This window comes from Arthrobacter sp. AOP29-A2-19, from assembly GCF_058138025.1.
Genome location: NZ_CM176894.1, coordinates 826,317 through 840,634 on the forward strand (window position 1 = coordinate 826,317; position 14,318 = coordinate 840,634).

Sequence of the window (14,318 nt, forward strand, 5' to 3'; positions counted from 1 at the left end):
GCCGGGACCGAAGTACTTGGTCCCGGCGCTTCCTGATGCCGGTGGAAATCCGCCGACGACGCCGCCGCCCCACTCCCGCAACGGGCCCGTTTCTCCGCGGGTCGGGGCAGCGCCACACAACGATTCACATACCCGGGACACTCCCGGAGACCCGAACTCGAGGTTCATTTTTATGGTGACGTACATCGTCCGGCGCCTCATCACCGCCGTGCTTATCCTCTTCGGGGCATCCTTCTTCGTCTATCTCCTCACGGCCGCATCGGGCGACCCCCTCAGCGACCTGCGTGAGAGCCGACTGCCCAACAAGGAAGCCCTGATAGCCCAGCGCACGGACTCGCTGAACCTGAACACTCCGGCACCGCTCCGCTACTTCCAATGGCTCGGTGGCGCCGTCCAGTGTGTGGTTCCCTTTGTGGGCAGGTGCGATCTCGGCGTCAACCTCGTCGGCGACCCCGTCACCGCCGCCCTGGGCCGGGCGATGGGACAGACCATCCTCCTGGTGACCGCCGCCACGGTCCTCGCGATCATCATCGGCATTTCCCTCGGCGTCATCACCGCCCTGCGCCAGTACAGCTCGCTGGACTACTCCGTCACCTTCATGGCGTTCCTCTTCTTCTCCCTGCCGATCTTCTGGCTGGCCGTCCTGCTCAAGGAATACGGTGCGATCGGCTTCAACAACTTCCTGGCCGAACCGGTCTTCACCCCCACCGCGGTGATCATCACGTCGCTGTTCATCGGCGTCGTCGTGCTGGTGTTCTCCGCCGGCAGCTGGAAAAAGCGCGGCCTGACCTTCGTCATCGGCGCCGCGGCCACCGCCGCGCTGATGCTGGCGATGTCGGCCACCGGTTGGTTCAGCGCGCCGGGCCTCGGTCCCATCCTCATCGCCCTCTCCGGAGCCGGCGTCGCCTTCGTGGTCACACAGCTGATGGCCGGCGTCAAGAACAAGAAGGCCCTCTACTCGGCGCTGCTGATGGTCCCGATCGGCCTCGTGTTCTACTACCTGCTCAACCCGCTGTTCAGCCAGGCGACCGCGCTGATGATGGTGCTGCTGGCCGTGGGAACCATCGTCGTCGGCTGTCTCGTCGGCTGGCTGATGGGAGGCTACGACCGCGGCCAGAGCATGCGCACGGCATCCGTCACGGCGTTCATCGTGGGCGGGCTGATCGTCCTGGACCGGTTTATGGTCACCTGGCCCGAGTACTTCTCCAACTCACGCATCCGCGGACGCCCTATCGCGACCGTCGGCGCCTCGACCCCGAACCTCGAGGGCGACTGGTGGATCCATGGGCTGGACACCTTCACGCACATGCTGCTGCCGACGATCGCCCTGATGCTCGTCTCCCTTGCCGGCTACAGCCGCTACTCGCGCGCCTCCATGCTGGAGATCATGCAGATGGACTACATCCGCACGGCGCGGGCCAAGGGCCTGCCCGAGCGCACGGTCGTGATGCGCCACGCGTTCCGCAACGCGCTGATCCCGCTGGCGACGCTGGTCGCCTTCGACATCGGCGGCCTGATCGGCGGCGCCGTCATCACCGAGCGCGTCTTCGCGTTCACCGGAATGGGCGAACTCTTCGTCAAATCGCTGACGCCGATTCCCGATCCCAACCCGGTCATGGGCGTCTTCCTGGTGACGGGCATCCTCGCGCTCGTCTTCAACCTCGTCGCCGACCTGGTGTACTCCGTTCTCGACCCGCGAGTGAGGGTGAAAGCATGACAGCTCCAAACACAACCATCCCGACGGGGCAGGCACCCTCGCCGGCCCCGGCCAAGGCAGCGACCAAGGGCCTGTCGCAGGGCGCCATCGTTCGGAAGCGCTTCTTCGGCAACACCGCCGCCGTGGGCAGCATCGTGGTCTTCGTCCTGATCGTCATCATGGCGTTCACCTCGATCGGGTTCGTGGGCATTCCCGGCTGGTGGAAGTACAACCACACCCAGTTCTCCGCCGAGGTCAACAACGGGGCACCGACGTTCGTCCACCTCTTCAACTGGGGCGAGCACCCGTTCGGCCAGGACCGCATCGGCCGCGACTACTTCGCGATGACCATGCGCGGAGCCCAGCAGTCGATCATGATCATGTTCATCATCGGCGCTGTCGGCGGGTTCCTCGGCGTTGTGGTGGGCGCGGTCTCCGGCTACTTCCGCGGCTGGATCGAGGCCGTCCTGATGCGCATCGTCGACATCATCATCATCATCCCGCTGATCATCCTCGCCGCCGTTCTGGGCCGCATCGCCGGAGACAAGGTCACCGGAAACATGGCCACCGTCGCGCTCGGCGTGTTCGTCGGCCTCATCATCTGGACAGGGCTCTCGCGCCTGGTCCGCGGCGAGTTCCTCAGCCTGAGGGAGCGCGAGTTCGTCGACGCGGCGCGGATCGCGGGCGCCTCGAACACGCGCATCATGTTCAAGCACATCCTGCCCAACGCGGTCGGCGTGATCATCGTCAACGTCACACTGCTGATGTCCTCGGCCATCCTGCTCGAGACGTCGCTGTCCTTCCTGGGCCTGGGCGTGAAGGCTCCGGACGTGTCGCTCGGCTCGCTCATCAGCAACAACCAGGAGGCGTTCACGACGCGTCCCTGGCTGTTCTGGTGGCCCGGCCTGTTCATCGTGACCATCTGCCTGTGCATCAACTTCATTGGCGACGGCCTGCGCGATGCGTTCGATCCCCGGCAGAAGAAGTTCAACGCCAAGCGGGCGAAGGACGTCCAGATGCAGGGCACGGCCCCCACGGCGGTCTCCCCGAATCCGGACGCGCCGCGGCCGTAGCCCCGTGGCCGGTCCGGACCCGCCGCACGCGGCGGATCCGGACCGGGCGAGGCGGCTACAGCGCGGGAACCACGAAGCAGGCGACGACGAGCACCAAGAGGAGGCCGACATGAACGAAGTGGAACCTCACCACGGGGCGGTTGGCCTGCGTCTCGTCCACGTTGATCTGACCCCGGTCGGCCATGGCCTGCCAGCGGGTCCGGATCACGTGGGCCACGGCCCCCGAATCGCTGCCGATCTGGTCGCCGGGGCGGATGGACTTCCAGTTTCCGCCCTCGCGCTCCTCGGCCTTGGTGGAGGTGCGGGCGTCACGCAGGCTGGACACAACACCGGGTGCCGGCGCGGCCCATGCCGAATAGCGGCCGTGCGGCGTGAGCAGCGTCAGCGCGTACTTGGTGTCGACGTGGATCAGCGCGTTCCAGCCCACGCTGACAGTCCGGAACGGATTGACCAGGGTGACCGCCTCGGCGTCGACCTCAACCTTCGGGAACCAGAACAACAGCCAGGCCGCGTACGCGACCGCAAGGAGCGGCAGCGCGTCGGGCAGCCGCCCGATGCCTCCAGCGACACCCACCGAGACCACCCCCACCACGGCCACGGCCACCAGGACCACCGCCAGGACCAAGCTGGTTCTGGCCCGGTAGGTGAACGGTGGCTGCGCGTTGGGAGAAGAAGTCATAGCCCTATAGTTTCAGGAAACCGGGCGTACCCCGCGCAGCGGACCGCAATCCACGAGCAATGCCCGGAAGCACGGAAAGTCGAGAGACCATGAGCGATTACATTGCAGGCAGCGCAGTAGGCACGTTGGACAAGGTGGCGCCCGGCACCCCCGTCCTGGAGGTCCGGAACCTCAGCGTGGACTTCGGCGTGGACAAGGAATGGGTTCCGGCCGCCATCGACCTGAACTACCACGTGAACGCGGGAGAGGTCCTGGCGATCGTCGGCGAGTCCGGCTCCGGCAAGAGCGCCAGCTCCATGGCTCTGCTGGGGCTGCTGCCCTCCAACAGCCGCGTCCGCGGCGACGTCCTGCTCAACGGCACGTCGCTGCTGGGGCTCTCCGGCACGGCGCTGCGCACGGTGCGCGGCAACGACGTCGCGGTGATCTTCCAGGAGCCCATGACGGCCCTGAACCCGGTCTACACGATCGGCTTCCAGATCATCGAGACGCTGCGCCTGCACAATCCGATTTCGCCGGCGCAGGCGGAGAAGCGCGCACTGGAGATGCTGGAGCTCGTCGAGCTTCCGGATCCCGTGAAGGCCTTCAAGTCCTACCCCCACCAGCTCTCCGGCGGACAGCGCCAGCGCGCCATGATCGCGCAGTCGCTGTCCTGCGATCCTAAGCTGCTGATCGCCGACGAACCCACCACGGCGCTGGACGTCACCGTCCAGGCCGAGATCCTCGACCTGATGCGGAACCTGCGGAACAAGCTCAACTCCGCGATCGTGCTCATCACCCACGACATGGGCGTCGTCGCCGATCTCTCCGACCGCATCGCCGTGATGCGCCAGGGCCGCATCGTCGAGACGGGGACGTCCGAGGAGATCTTCGCCCAACCCAAGCACCCCTACACGCAGGCGCTGCTCGCCGCCGTCCCGATGCTCGGCGCCGGCGCGGACACCGACACCGCCGTGGACATCAGCGCGTCGGTCGCCGCCGCAACGCACATAGAACTCGACGCCGTGGACGCGCGCGCGCTCGAGATCCGGGAACGCGAGGTCCTCGCCGGGGCGGAGGCCGCGCGCGCCCAGGAGGCGGAGATGCGCTCCCGGCCCGTGGTCCTCGAACTGAACAACGTCGCCATCGAGTACCCCAAGCAGGGGCGCGTGCCCGCGTTCCGCGCGGTCGAGGGCGCGAACCTGACGGTGCACCAGGGCCAGGTCGTGGGCCTGGTGGGGGAGTCCGGTTCCGGCAAGACGACGATTGGCCGCGCCGCCGTCGGGCTCCTGCCCGTGGCCGAGGGCTCGCTGGTGGTCAACGGCAAGGACATCTCCGGGCTCAAGCCCACGTCGCGCGAACTGTTCGAGGTGCGCCGCCAGATCGGCATGGTGTTCCAGGACCCGTCCAGCTCGCTGAACCCGCGGCTACCGATCGGCGAATCGATCGGCGAACCGATGTTCCTGGCCGGCGTCGCGAAGGGCGCCGCGCTGCAGAAACGCATCGAGACGCTGCTGGACCAGGTGGAGTTGCCCCGCAACTACCGGAACCGCTACCCGCACGAACTCTCCGGCGGCCAAAAGCAGCGCGTCGGCATCGCCCGCGCCCTGTCGCTGGAGCCGAAGCTGATGGTGGCCGACGAGCCGACCTCGGCGCTGGACGTCTCCGTGCAGGCCAAGGTCCTGGAGCTGTTCCAGGACCTGCAGCGGGAGATGGGCTTCGCGTCGCTGTTCGTCACCCACGACCTCGCCGTCATCGACGTGCTCGCGGACCACATTGTGGTGATGCGGCACGGCGCGATCGTTGAGCAGGGGCCGCGCGACGAGGTCCTGCGCCGGCCCAAGGACGCGTACACGCAGCGGCTGATGGCCGCCGTCCCGGTCCCGGACCCGGCCGCGCAGCGCGAGCGCCGCGAACTGCGCGCCAAGCTGCTGGCCGACTCCGAGGCCTCCTAGCCGGCCCCGCGTCCCTGGCGGGGGACGCCGGCCTAACCGGCCGGCGTCTGCCCTCCGCCGGCCAGGATCGCCGTGTCCCGGAGCAGGCCGCGCCCGCCCAGTTCCGCCAGCAGGGCATCGGCCGCGAGCCGGTGCCCGGCGGCGTCGAGGTGGGTGCCGTCGACCAGGTGCGGTCCCAGGCCCAGCCTGGTGATCCAGTCGCCCGCCGGCACAAAGGACACCCCTGCGGCGGCGGCGGCCCGCGCGAGGACGGCGTCCACCTCGTGGCGCCGTCCGCCGCCGTCGTCCGCGGCGCGCGCCAGCGTGCCCACCATGACCATGGGCGCCGTCGGGTAGCTCCGCCGCAGCTCGCGCACCAGTTCGATGGCGCCGTCCGCGATCTCGGCGTCGCCGGCGCCCACCCGCGCGTCGTTTCCCCCGCCCTGGATGACCACCAGGCCCACACCACCGTGCGGCACAAGCCACTGCTGGGTGCGCAGGGCGGTCACGTAGTTTGCGGCGTCCGGCCTTGCCGCCGTGAAGCCCGTGCCGCCGCGCCCGCGGAACAGCGGCACGTAGCCGGCTGCCTCTGCGGCCAGGCGCGGCCAGGCCATGGACCCTGGGACGCCCGCGGCGCCGTCGGCCTGCGAATCGCCGATGACAAGGGCGATCTTGCCGGGTTCCGGATACACGAGTTCAAGGCGGCCGCTTGCGGGGTTCGCCACGGTGCCCGTGCTGCCCGCCGAGTCCCAGCCCGCCGGCTGAGCGGCGGCGCCCACGGCGGCGACCGCGGGTGGCGACACGGCCTGCCCGGCGCCGGCTTCCACCGTCGGTTTGGCCGCCAGTGGGGGAGCGGCGGGCGAGAGGAGCGTTGCGGCGGCGAGGGCCCCGGCGGTCGTCAGCGCAAGGAGCAGCCTGTAATTCTCCGCCATGACAACGACCTTCCCCCGAAGCCTGCCGCCTTTTGGCAGTGATTCATTCTGCCCCCGAACGGCCCGGCGCGCCATAGCGGCGCGCCAGCCGGTTTGGGTGGATTTTTCCTAAAGGTTAGAATGGTTGATTGGGTCAGCCGTGGCCCCACCGCACTGACCCCAGACCCCAAATGAAGCGAGCCTCGAACGCATGTCAGATTTCACCTCGGCAGTCAACACCGCACGTCGCGAAGACCTGCGCAACGTAGCCATCGTCGCCCACGTCGACCATGGAAAGACCACCCTGGTGGACGCCATGCTGGGGCAGACCGGCGCCTTCTCGGCCCACGGCGAAACCGAAGACCGGGTCATGGACTCCGGCGAGCTCGAGCGCGAGAAGGGCATCACCATCCTCGCGAAGAACACCACCGTGTTCTACCAGGGCCCCTCCGCGCAGGGCAAGGACGTCACCATCAGCGTCATCGACACCCCGGGCCACGCCGACTTCGGCGGCGAGGTCGAGCGCGGCCTGTCCATGGTCGACGGCGTCGTCCTCCTCGTGGACGCGTCCGAGGGGCCGCTGCCCCAGACCCGCTTTGTTCTCCGCAAGGCCCTCACCGCCAAGCTGCCGGTCATCCTGGTCGTGAACAAGACCGACCGTCCCGACGCCCGCATCGACGGCGTCGTCTCCGACTCCATGGACCTGCTTCTCGGCCTGGCCTCGGACCTTTCCGACGAGGTGCCGGACCTGGACCTCGACTCCGTGCTGAACGTGCCCGTGGTCTACGCGTCCGGCAAGGCCGGCCGCGCGTCCAGCAACAAGCCCGAGGACGGGACCCTTCCGGACTCCGAGGATCTCGAGCCGCTGTTCGCCGCGATCATGGAGCACGTGCCGGCCCCGGCCTACAACCCGGAGGAAGTCCTCCAGGCGCACGTCACCAACCTCGACGCGTCGCCGTTCCTGGGCCGCCTCGCCCTGCTCCGCATCTTCAACGGCACCCTCCGCAAGGGCCAGCAGGTTGCCTGGGCCCGCCAGGACGGCCAGCTCAAGACCGTGAAGATCACCGAGCTGCTCGCCACCAAGGGCCTGACCCGCGTTCCGGCCGAGTCGGCCGGCCCGGGCGAGATCGTCGCCGTCGCCGGCATCGAGGACATCATGATCGGCGAGACCCTCACCGATCTCGAGAACCCGAAGCCGCTGCCACTGATCACCGTGGACGATCCCGCGATCTCCATGACCATCGGCATCAACACGTCCCCGCTGGCCGGCCGCGTCAAGGGCGCCAAGGTCACCGCGCGCCAGGTCAAGGACCGCCTCGACAAGGAGCTCATCGGCAACGTGTCGCTGAAGGTGCTCCCGACCGAGCGTCCCGACGCCTGGGAGGTCCAGGGCCGTGGCGAACTCGCGCTGGCGATTCTCGTGGAGCAGATGCGGCGCGAGGGCTTCGAGCTCACCGTCGGCAAGCCGCAGGTCGTCACCAAGACCGTCGACGGCAAGCTGCACGAGCCGATGGAGCACATGACCATTGACGTGCCGGAGGAATACCTCGGCGCCGTCACGCAGCTTCTCGCCGCGCGCAAGGGCCGCATGACCAACATGTCCAACCACGGCACCGGCTGGGTCCGCATGGAGTTCATCGTTCCCGCCCGTGGCCTGATCGGCTTCCGCACCCGGTTCCTCACGGACACCCGCGGCGCCGGCATCGCCGCCTCCATCGCCGAGGGCTACGAGCCGTGGGCCGGCGATATCGAGTACCGCACCAACGGCTCGATGATCGCCGACCGCGCCGGCGTCGTCACCCCGTTCGCGATGATCAACCTGCAGGAGCGCGGCTCGTTCTTCGTCCAGCCGACCTCGGAGGTCTACGAGGGCATGATCGTCGGCGAGAACTCGCGCGCCGACGACATGGACGTGAACATCACGAAGGAGAAGAAGCTCACCAACATGCGTGCGGCCTCCTCGGACACCTTCGAGAACCTGACCCCGCCGCGCAACCTCACGCTAGAGGAGTCCCTCGAGTTCGCCCGCGAGGACGAGTGCGTCGAGGTCACCCCCGAGGCCATCCGCATCCGCAAGCTGATCCTGAACGTGAGCGAGCGCCAGAAGTCGCAGCGCGCCCGTGCCCGCTCCTAGCGAGTCGCGCCACAAGTCCCTGGCGACCGCCACAGCCGTCTTGGCCGCCCTCGTGGCGGGGGCGCTGTCGGCGGTCGTCGGGACACTGCTGCACGCGCACGTCTTCTACGCCGGGGAGACGCCCCTGCCCTGGGGCGCGGTCCTGGCACTGGTCTTCGCCGGCAGCCTGTTCACCGTGGCGGGCATCTACGCCGAGCGGGTCTGGGCCACGGCGCTGGCGGGCATCACGTCCTACGGACTCGTGGCGTGGGCCTCGCTGGACGAGCGCAACCGCCTGCTGGTCTCCTGGGCCAACCACGAGGCCCTTCCGGGACCGGCACTGGCCGGCGCGGTGTGGATGTACGGCATCGCGGCGGCGACCGTCGTCGCGCTTCTGGTGTGTGCGCGCGCCATGCGCACCCGGTAGCCGCCTTAGGATCCTCCGGGTCCGCCCGGCACGGCACCCCCACCGGCACACCCCCCGAAGTGGACAATTCCACGCCTAACTAAGCGTGGAAATGTCCACTTCGGGGGGTGTTTTGCGTTCGTCAGGAAGCGAGCGGTTGGGGTGCGGCGTGTCGGGTGCGGGGGGCGGCGTGGGCGGCCGCCGGAGCTAGTTCGCCGACTGGTCCAGGTGGTGTGCCACGAAGAGCGAGGTGGCGACGCCGTCCTCGTCGGCCGGGCGCAGCGCGTAGTCGGACACGACGTCCTTGATGCGCTCGAGCAGCTCGCGCTGGTCGGCCTCCGTGAGCTTCAGGCCGACGCGCAGGACCTGGATTTCGTTCGGTGCCAGCCCGTCGATCTCCTGAAGGAACGTCTCGAGGAGCACCGGAGCGGCGTCGGGAAGCTTCGTTCCCCAGGACATCCGTGTGCTGCGGTACGGAACCTCCTTGGCACCGCGGTTTCCGCGTCGGGCGGGCTCCGCCTCGAGGTAACCGGTGGCGAGGAGCGTTCGAACGTGATGCAGCGACGTTGCCGGATTAATGTCCAGCAGGTCGGCGATTTCCTTGTTCGTCCTAGATTTGTGCAGGCAGAGGCGTAGGATTCGGAGCCTGATGGGGGAGCTCAGGGCTCGGGCTCGTGCTTGCAGCTCCTCGTCGGTTGCCATATGTTCAGCATACGGTAAATAACCGTACTGATTGACTTACTCAAATCGCATAGCAAGGTTTGTATGACCTCCTCTAGGCACCAGTCTCAGCCGGCGCCGGATGGAACGGGGGGATCCGCTGGGGGCGGACCCGCCGGATTTCACGATGATGTGAGCCAACCGGCCAAACCCCTTCTACGTGATGCGAATTTCCTGGTCTTCTGGTTGGGCCAGACCCTCAGCCAGCTCGGGGCGCAGCTCGGTGCCGTGGCCATGCCGGTCCTGGCGGTGGTGATGTTGCAGGCCACCGAGTGGGAGGTCGGCGTGCTCAACGCGGCGAACACTGCGGCCTTCCTGCTGGTCGGCCTCCCGGTCGGGGCCTGGGTGGACCGGTGGATGAAGCGCCGGGTCATGATCCGCGCGGACCTGGCGCGGGTGGTCGCCATGCTGGCCATTCCGGCCCTCTACTTTACCGGCATGATGGAGATGTGGCACCTGTGGATCATCGCCGCCGCCATCGGCGTGGCCAACGTGTTCTTCGACGTTTCCTACCAGTCCTACATCCCGTCGCTCGTGGACCGCGACGACATCTCCGGGGCCAACGCCAAGCTGGAGGCTACGGGACAGGTGTCGCGGCTCGCCGGGCCGGCCATCGGCGGCGGCCTGCTGACGATCACCACTGCGCCGATCCTCTTCATCGGCGAGGCGGTCGGCTACCTCGTCTCCGCCGTCTGCCTGTGGCGGGTCCGCGACCACGAGGTGCCCGCGCCGGAGGTGGAGCAACGCAACCTGATCGCCGAGATCCGGGAGGGAATGAGCTACGTTGTCCACCACCCGCTCATCGGCCGGATCGCGCTCACCACCGCCATCACCAATTTCTTCAGCACAATCGTGTTCACGCTGCTGCCCATCCTGGTCCTGCGCACCTTGGGCCTCGAAACGTACCAGTTGGGCCTGATCTACTCCGTGGGCGCAGTGGGCGGGCTGCTCGCGGCGTCGGTGACCCCGCAGGTGGCCAAGCTTGTGGGGGAGGGAACGTCGCTTCCGCTGAGCTCCCTCCTGACGGCGGTCGGAATGGCCGGCTTTCCGCTGTCCACCTTCGTCGACGGCGAGCTGGCCGCGTTCCTGGTCCTCGCTGCGTCGATGTTCGTGATGACGGTGGGCGTGCTGATCTACAACATCATCCAAGTCAGCATGCGCCAGCGCATCTGCCCGCCGCGCCTGCTGGGCAGGATGAACGCATCCATCCGCTTCCTGGTCTGGGGCGTTCTGCCCTTCGCCGCGCTACTGGCCGGCTTCCTGGGCGAAAGGGCGGGCCTGGTGGCCGCGCTGTGGGTCGGCGTGGCCGGAAGCGCCCTGGCGGTCCTTCCGCTGGTCTTCTCGCCGCTGGCCACCATGCGCACGCTCCCGGAGGAAGTGGAGCACGACGCCGGACGCTCGCCCAAGCACCGCCGGTAGGGTGCCGCGGCGAAGCGGGCGGGCGGCGGAGAACGCCGTCGCCTACGCCCGGGAACGACGCCGGTCCGGCGCGGGAGGCACGCGCTTTGCGTGCGTCACCGAGCCCCGCGGCACCAGCACCTCGCCGGACCTTGTGTGCACCACCACAAGCGAGTCGGCCGCGCCGGCACCCTCGCCCGCGGCGCACGCCGCGGTAGGCCCCGCCGGGGAGGCCAGGCCCGCGTACGTGCCCAGCACGTCGCTGAACCGGGGACCCGTCTCCGGGCCGCCCAGCCGGTAGCGGACCACAATCCGGTCTCCCGCGGAGAGGGCGTCGAAAAAGTCGTTCGGCATCACCCGATCGTAGCCGCGGCCACACCGACACCGTGAGCGGGCGGGGGCCCGGAGGACTAAGCTGGTGGTGCGCGTCCGTACTCCGGCCGCGCACCAGTTCATCCCACACCACAGGAAAGGCTCCGGGTACCGTGACCTACATCATCGCCCAGCCGTGCGTCGACGTTAAGGACAAGGCCTGCATCGAGGAGTGCCCCGTCGACTGTATCTACGAGGGCGAGCGCTCGCTGTACATCCACCCGGACGAATGCGTCGACTGCGGTGCCTGCGAGCCGGTATGCCCGGTGGAGGCCATCTACTACGAGGACGACACCCCGGAGCAGTGGGCCGAGTACTACAAGGCGAACGTCGAGTTCTTCGACGAGATCGGCTCCCCCGGAGGGGCCGCTAAGCTGGGCAACACGGGCAAGGACCATCCGATCATCGCCGTCCTGCCGCCGCAGAACCAGGGCTAGCGGCCACCCGCCGCGCATCGACGCCATGCTGACACTCCCCGATTACCCCTGGGACTCGCTCGCCCCGTACCTCGCCACCGCGGCCCGGCACGACGGCGGGCTGGTGAACCTCTCGATCGGCACGCCGGTGGACCCCACGCCCGCAATCGTCCGGGAGGCGTTGTCCGCCGCGGCCGACGCGCCCGGCTACCCGACCACGCACGGGACCGGTGCCCTGCGCCGAGCCATCGCCGACTGGTACGCCCGCCGCCGCGGAACGCCGGGCATCGACCCGGCCAACATCATGCCCACGGTCGGCTCCAAGGAACTCGTCGCCTGGCTGCCGCTGCTCCTCGGCGTGGGCCCGGGCGACGTCGTCGTCCGCCCAGAGATCGCCTACCCCACCTACGACATTGGCGCGAGGCTCGCCGGCGCGGAAGCCGTCGCCGCCGACCGGCTCTCCGACCTGCCCGCGGACGTCCGCTCCCGCGTGCGGCTGGTGTGGGTCAACTCGCCCGGCAACCCGACCGGCATCGTCCGCGACGTCGACGAGCTCGCCGAACTGATCCGCGACGCCCGCTCGCTCGGCGCCGTCGTCGCATCGGACGAGTGCTACGCGGAACTTGGCTGGGGCAAGTGGGAGGCCGGCGTGCCGGGAGTGCTGGATCCGCGCGTGAGCGCCGGGGACCACGGCTCCCTGCTCTCCGTCTACTCGATGTCCAAGCAGTCCAACCTTGCCGGCTACCGGGCGGCGTTCGTCGCCGGGGCACCGGAACTGATGCCCAACCTGATCAACAACCGCAAGCACGCCGGCATGATCGTGCCCTACCCGGTGCAGGAGGCCATGCGCGTGGCTCTGGGCGACGACGAGCACGTCGCCGCGCAGAAGGACCTCTACCGTGGAAGGCGAGAGCGGCTGCTGCCGGCACTTGAGGCCTTCGGGCTGCGGATCGAGCACTCCGAGGCCGGGCTCTACCTGTGGGCGACCGCCGGGGAGGACACCTGGACCACGGTCGGCCGGCTCGCCGACCTCGGGATCGTCGTGGGCCCGGGCAGCTTCTACGGCACGGCGGGGGAGGGTTACGTTCGGGTAGCCCTGACCGCCCCCGACGAGCGGATCGATGCCGCGGTCGAGCGTCTTCGCGCGGCCAACAGTGGCTGAAACGTGACGTACGGATTAGCGAACAATGGCGACTTGCCGGTAGCGTGACACCTGATTATTGCCTATTGGAACACCTGTACTCCGGTGAGGAGAAGCCATGACGGATCAAAATTCTGCCCGCCTGACACTAGCGGGGTCGGAGCTTGAGCTCCCTGTAGTCCCAGCGGTCGAGGGCAACGACGGCCTCGACGTCGCGAAGCTGCTCAAGACGACGGGCGCCGTCACATACGACCCCGGCTTCATGAACACCGCGGCCACGAAGTCCGCCATCACCTACATCGACGGCGACGCGGGGATCCTGCGCTACCGCGGATACCCGATCGAGCAGCTGGCGGAGCACTCCACGTTCCTGGAGACCTCCTACCTGCTCATCTACGGCAACCTGCCGTCCGCCACGGAGCTGGAGGAGTTCGACCAGAAGATCCGCCGGCACACCCTGCTGCACGAGGAGCTCAAGGGCTTCTTCGGCGGCTTCCCGCGCGACGCGCACCCGATGCCGGTGCTGTCCTCGGCGGTTTCCGCGCTGTCCACCTGGTACCAGGACTCGCTCGACCCCTTCAACGAGGAGCAGGTGGAGCTCTCCACCATCCGCTTGCTGGCGAAGATGCCGGTCATCGCGGCCTACGCGCACAAGAAGTCCATCGGCCAGGCGCTGCTCTACCCGGACAACTCCATGAACCTGGTGGAGAACTTCATGCGCCTGAGCTTCGGGCTCGCCGCCGAGCCGTACGACGTCGACCCGGACCTGGTCAAGGCGCTGGACCAGCTGCTGGTCCTGCACGCGGACCACGAGCAGAACTGCTCGACGTCGACCGTGCGGCTGGTGGGATCCTCCAACGCGAACATGTTCGCCTCCGTGTCCGCTGGCATCAACGCCCTCTTCGGCCCCGCCCACGGCGGCGCGAACGAGGCCGTGCTGAAGATGCTGCGCCAGATCCAGGCCGACGGCATCAAGCCCGAGGATTACATGGAGAAGGTCAAGAACAAGGAGGACGGCGTCCGCCTGATGGGCTTCGGGCACCGCGTCTACAAGAACTACGACCCGCGCGCCAAGATCATCAAGAAGACGGCGCACGACATCCTGGGCAAGCTCGGCGGCAACGACGAGCTCCTGGACATCGCGATGCGCCTCGAGGAGCGCGCCCTGGCCGACGACTACTTCATCGAGCGCAAGCTCTACCCGAACGTCGACTTCTACACGGGCCTGATCTACAAGGCCATGGGTTTCCCGGAAAAGATGTTCACCGTGCTCTTCGCGATCGGCCGCCTGCCCGGCTGGATCGCCCAGTGGCGCGAAATGATCCAGGACCCCCAGCTGAAGATCGGCCGTCCGCGCCAGCTGTACATCGGCGAGGGCGAACGGAACTACCCGGGCAACTAGCCCGGCGCGGTACAGACACAACGGCGGCGGCCGGCTCCCAGCGGGCCGGCCGCCGCCGTCGTTGCGCCGGGAAGCCATCGG

The 14,318-nt window shown here is 68.3% G+C and carries 13 protein-coding genes; 9 read left to right on the top strand and 4 right to left on the bottom strand.

Going from position 1 to position 14,318, the window contains the following annotated elements; all coding sequences use genetic code 11:
• Positions 1–172: 172 nt before the first annotated feature.
• The gene (locus tag AC3ZJJ_RS03750; RefSeq protein WP_489893922.1) at positions 173–1,717 is read left to right on the top strand and encodes an ABC transporter permease; all 1,545 of its coding nucleotides are present in this window, start codon (positions 173–175) and stop codon (positions 1,715–1,717) included.
• Positions 1,714–2,769: an ABC transporter permease gene (locus AC3ZJJ_RS03755; RefSeq protein ID WP_489893923.1), complete on the top strand. Its 1,056-nt coding sequence runs from the start codon at positions 1,714–1,716 to the stop codon at positions 2,767–2,769. The genes AC3ZJJ_RS03750 and AC3ZJJ_RS03755 overlap by 4 nt, the downstream gene beginning before the upstream one ends.
• 55 nt (positions 2,770–2,824) lie before the next feature.
• Here AC3ZJJ_RS03755 and AC3ZJJ_RS03760 read toward each other — a convergent pair whose 3' ends face one another.
• Positions 2,825–3,448, bottom strand: a complete 624-nt coding sequence (locus AC3ZJJ_RS03760; RefSeq protein WP_489893924.1) for a PH domain-containing protein — start codon at positions 3,446–3,448, stop codon at positions 2,825–2,827.
• An 89-nt stretch (positions 3,449–3,537) separates the two neighbouring features.
• Between AC3ZJJ_RS03760 and AC3ZJJ_RS03765 the strand changes: the two genes are divergently transcribed.
• Positions 3,538–5,379, top strand: coding sequence for an ABC transporter ATP-binding protein (locus AC3ZJJ_RS03765; protein WP_489893925.1), 1,842 nt, complete (start codon positions 3,538–3,540; stop codon positions 5,377–5,379).
• 32 nt (positions 5,380–5,411) lie between these two features.
• On the opposite strand, the gene AC3ZJJ_RS03770 is transcribed toward AC3ZJJ_RS03765, so the two are convergent.
• Positions 5,412–6,290, bottom strand: coding sequence for an SGNH/GDSL hydrolase family protein (locus tag AC3ZJJ_RS03770; RefSeq protein ID WP_489893926.1), 879 nt, complete (start codon positions 6,288–6,290; stop codon positions 5,412–5,414).
• Positions 6,291–6,480: 190 nt separating this feature from the next.
• Here AC3ZJJ_RS03770 and typA point away from each other — a divergent pair, with 190 nt between their 5' ends.
• Together typA and AC3ZJJ_RS03780 are read left to right on the top strand one after the other, a co-directional pair.
• Positions 6,481–8,403 (top strand): translational GTPase TypA, encoded by a 1,923-nt coding sequence (typA, locus tag AC3ZJJ_RS03775; RefSeq protein ID WP_489893927.1) that lies wholly within the window; start codon positions 6,481–6,483, stop codon positions 8,401–8,403.
• On the top strand, positions 8,390–8,809 hold the full coding sequence (locus AC3ZJJ_RS03780; RefSeq protein ID WP_489893928.1) for a hypothetical protein: 420 nt from the start codon (positions 8,390–8,392) through the stop codon (positions 8,807–8,809). Before typA ends, AC3ZJJ_RS03780 begins: the two co-directional genes overlap by 14 nt.
• Before the next feature lie 186 nt (positions 8,810–8,995).
• Here AC3ZJJ_RS03780 and AC3ZJJ_RS03785 read toward each other — a convergent pair whose 3' ends face one another.
• Positions 8,996–9,490, bottom strand: a complete 495-nt coding sequence (locus AC3ZJJ_RS03785) for an ArsR/SmtB family transcription factor (protein ID WP_489893929.1) — start codon at positions 9,488–9,490, stop codon at positions 8,996–8,998.
• Positions 9,491–9,694: 204 nt separating this feature from the next.
• Between AC3ZJJ_RS03785 and AC3ZJJ_RS03790 the strand changes: the two genes are divergently transcribed.
• Positions 9,695–10,927, top strand: a complete 1,233-nt coding sequence (locus tag AC3ZJJ_RS03790) for an MFS transporter (RefSeq protein WP_489893930.1) — start codon at positions 9,695–9,697, stop codon at positions 10,925–10,927.
• A gap of 42 nt (positions 10,928–10,969) precedes the next feature.
• On the opposite strand, the gene AC3ZJJ_RS03795 is transcribed toward AC3ZJJ_RS03790, so the two are convergent.
• Positions 10,970–11,260, bottom strand: a complete 291-nt coding sequence (locus tag AC3ZJJ_RS03795) for a putative acetyltransferase (protein WP_489893931.1) — start codon at positions 11,258–11,260, stop codon at positions 10,970–10,972.
• Between the two features lie 131 nt (positions 11,261–11,391).
• Here AC3ZJJ_RS03795 and fdxA point away from each other — a divergent pair, with 131 nt between their 5' ends.
• From fdxA to AC3ZJJ_RS03810, 3 genes are all read left to right on the top strand, one after another.
• Positions 11,392–11,715 (top strand): ferredoxin, encoded by a 324-nt coding sequence (gene fdxA / locus AC3ZJJ_RS03800; RefSeq protein ID WP_489893932.1) that lies wholly within the window; start codon positions 11,392–11,394, stop codon positions 11,713–11,715.
• A gap of 25 nt (positions 11,716–11,740) precedes the next feature.
• Positions 11,741–12,856: a succinyldiaminopimelate transaminase gene (dapC, locus tag AC3ZJJ_RS03805; RefSeq protein WP_489893933.1), complete on the top strand. Its 1,116-nt coding sequence runs from the start codon at positions 11,741–11,743 to the stop codon at positions 12,854–12,856.
• Between the two features lie 97 nt (positions 12,857–12,953).
• Positions 12,954–14,237, top strand: coding sequence for a citrate synthase (locus tag AC3ZJJ_RS03810; RefSeq protein WP_489893934.1), 1,284 nt, complete (start codon positions 12,954–12,956; stop codon positions 14,235–14,237).
• Positions 14,238–14,318: the final 81 nt, after the last annotated feature.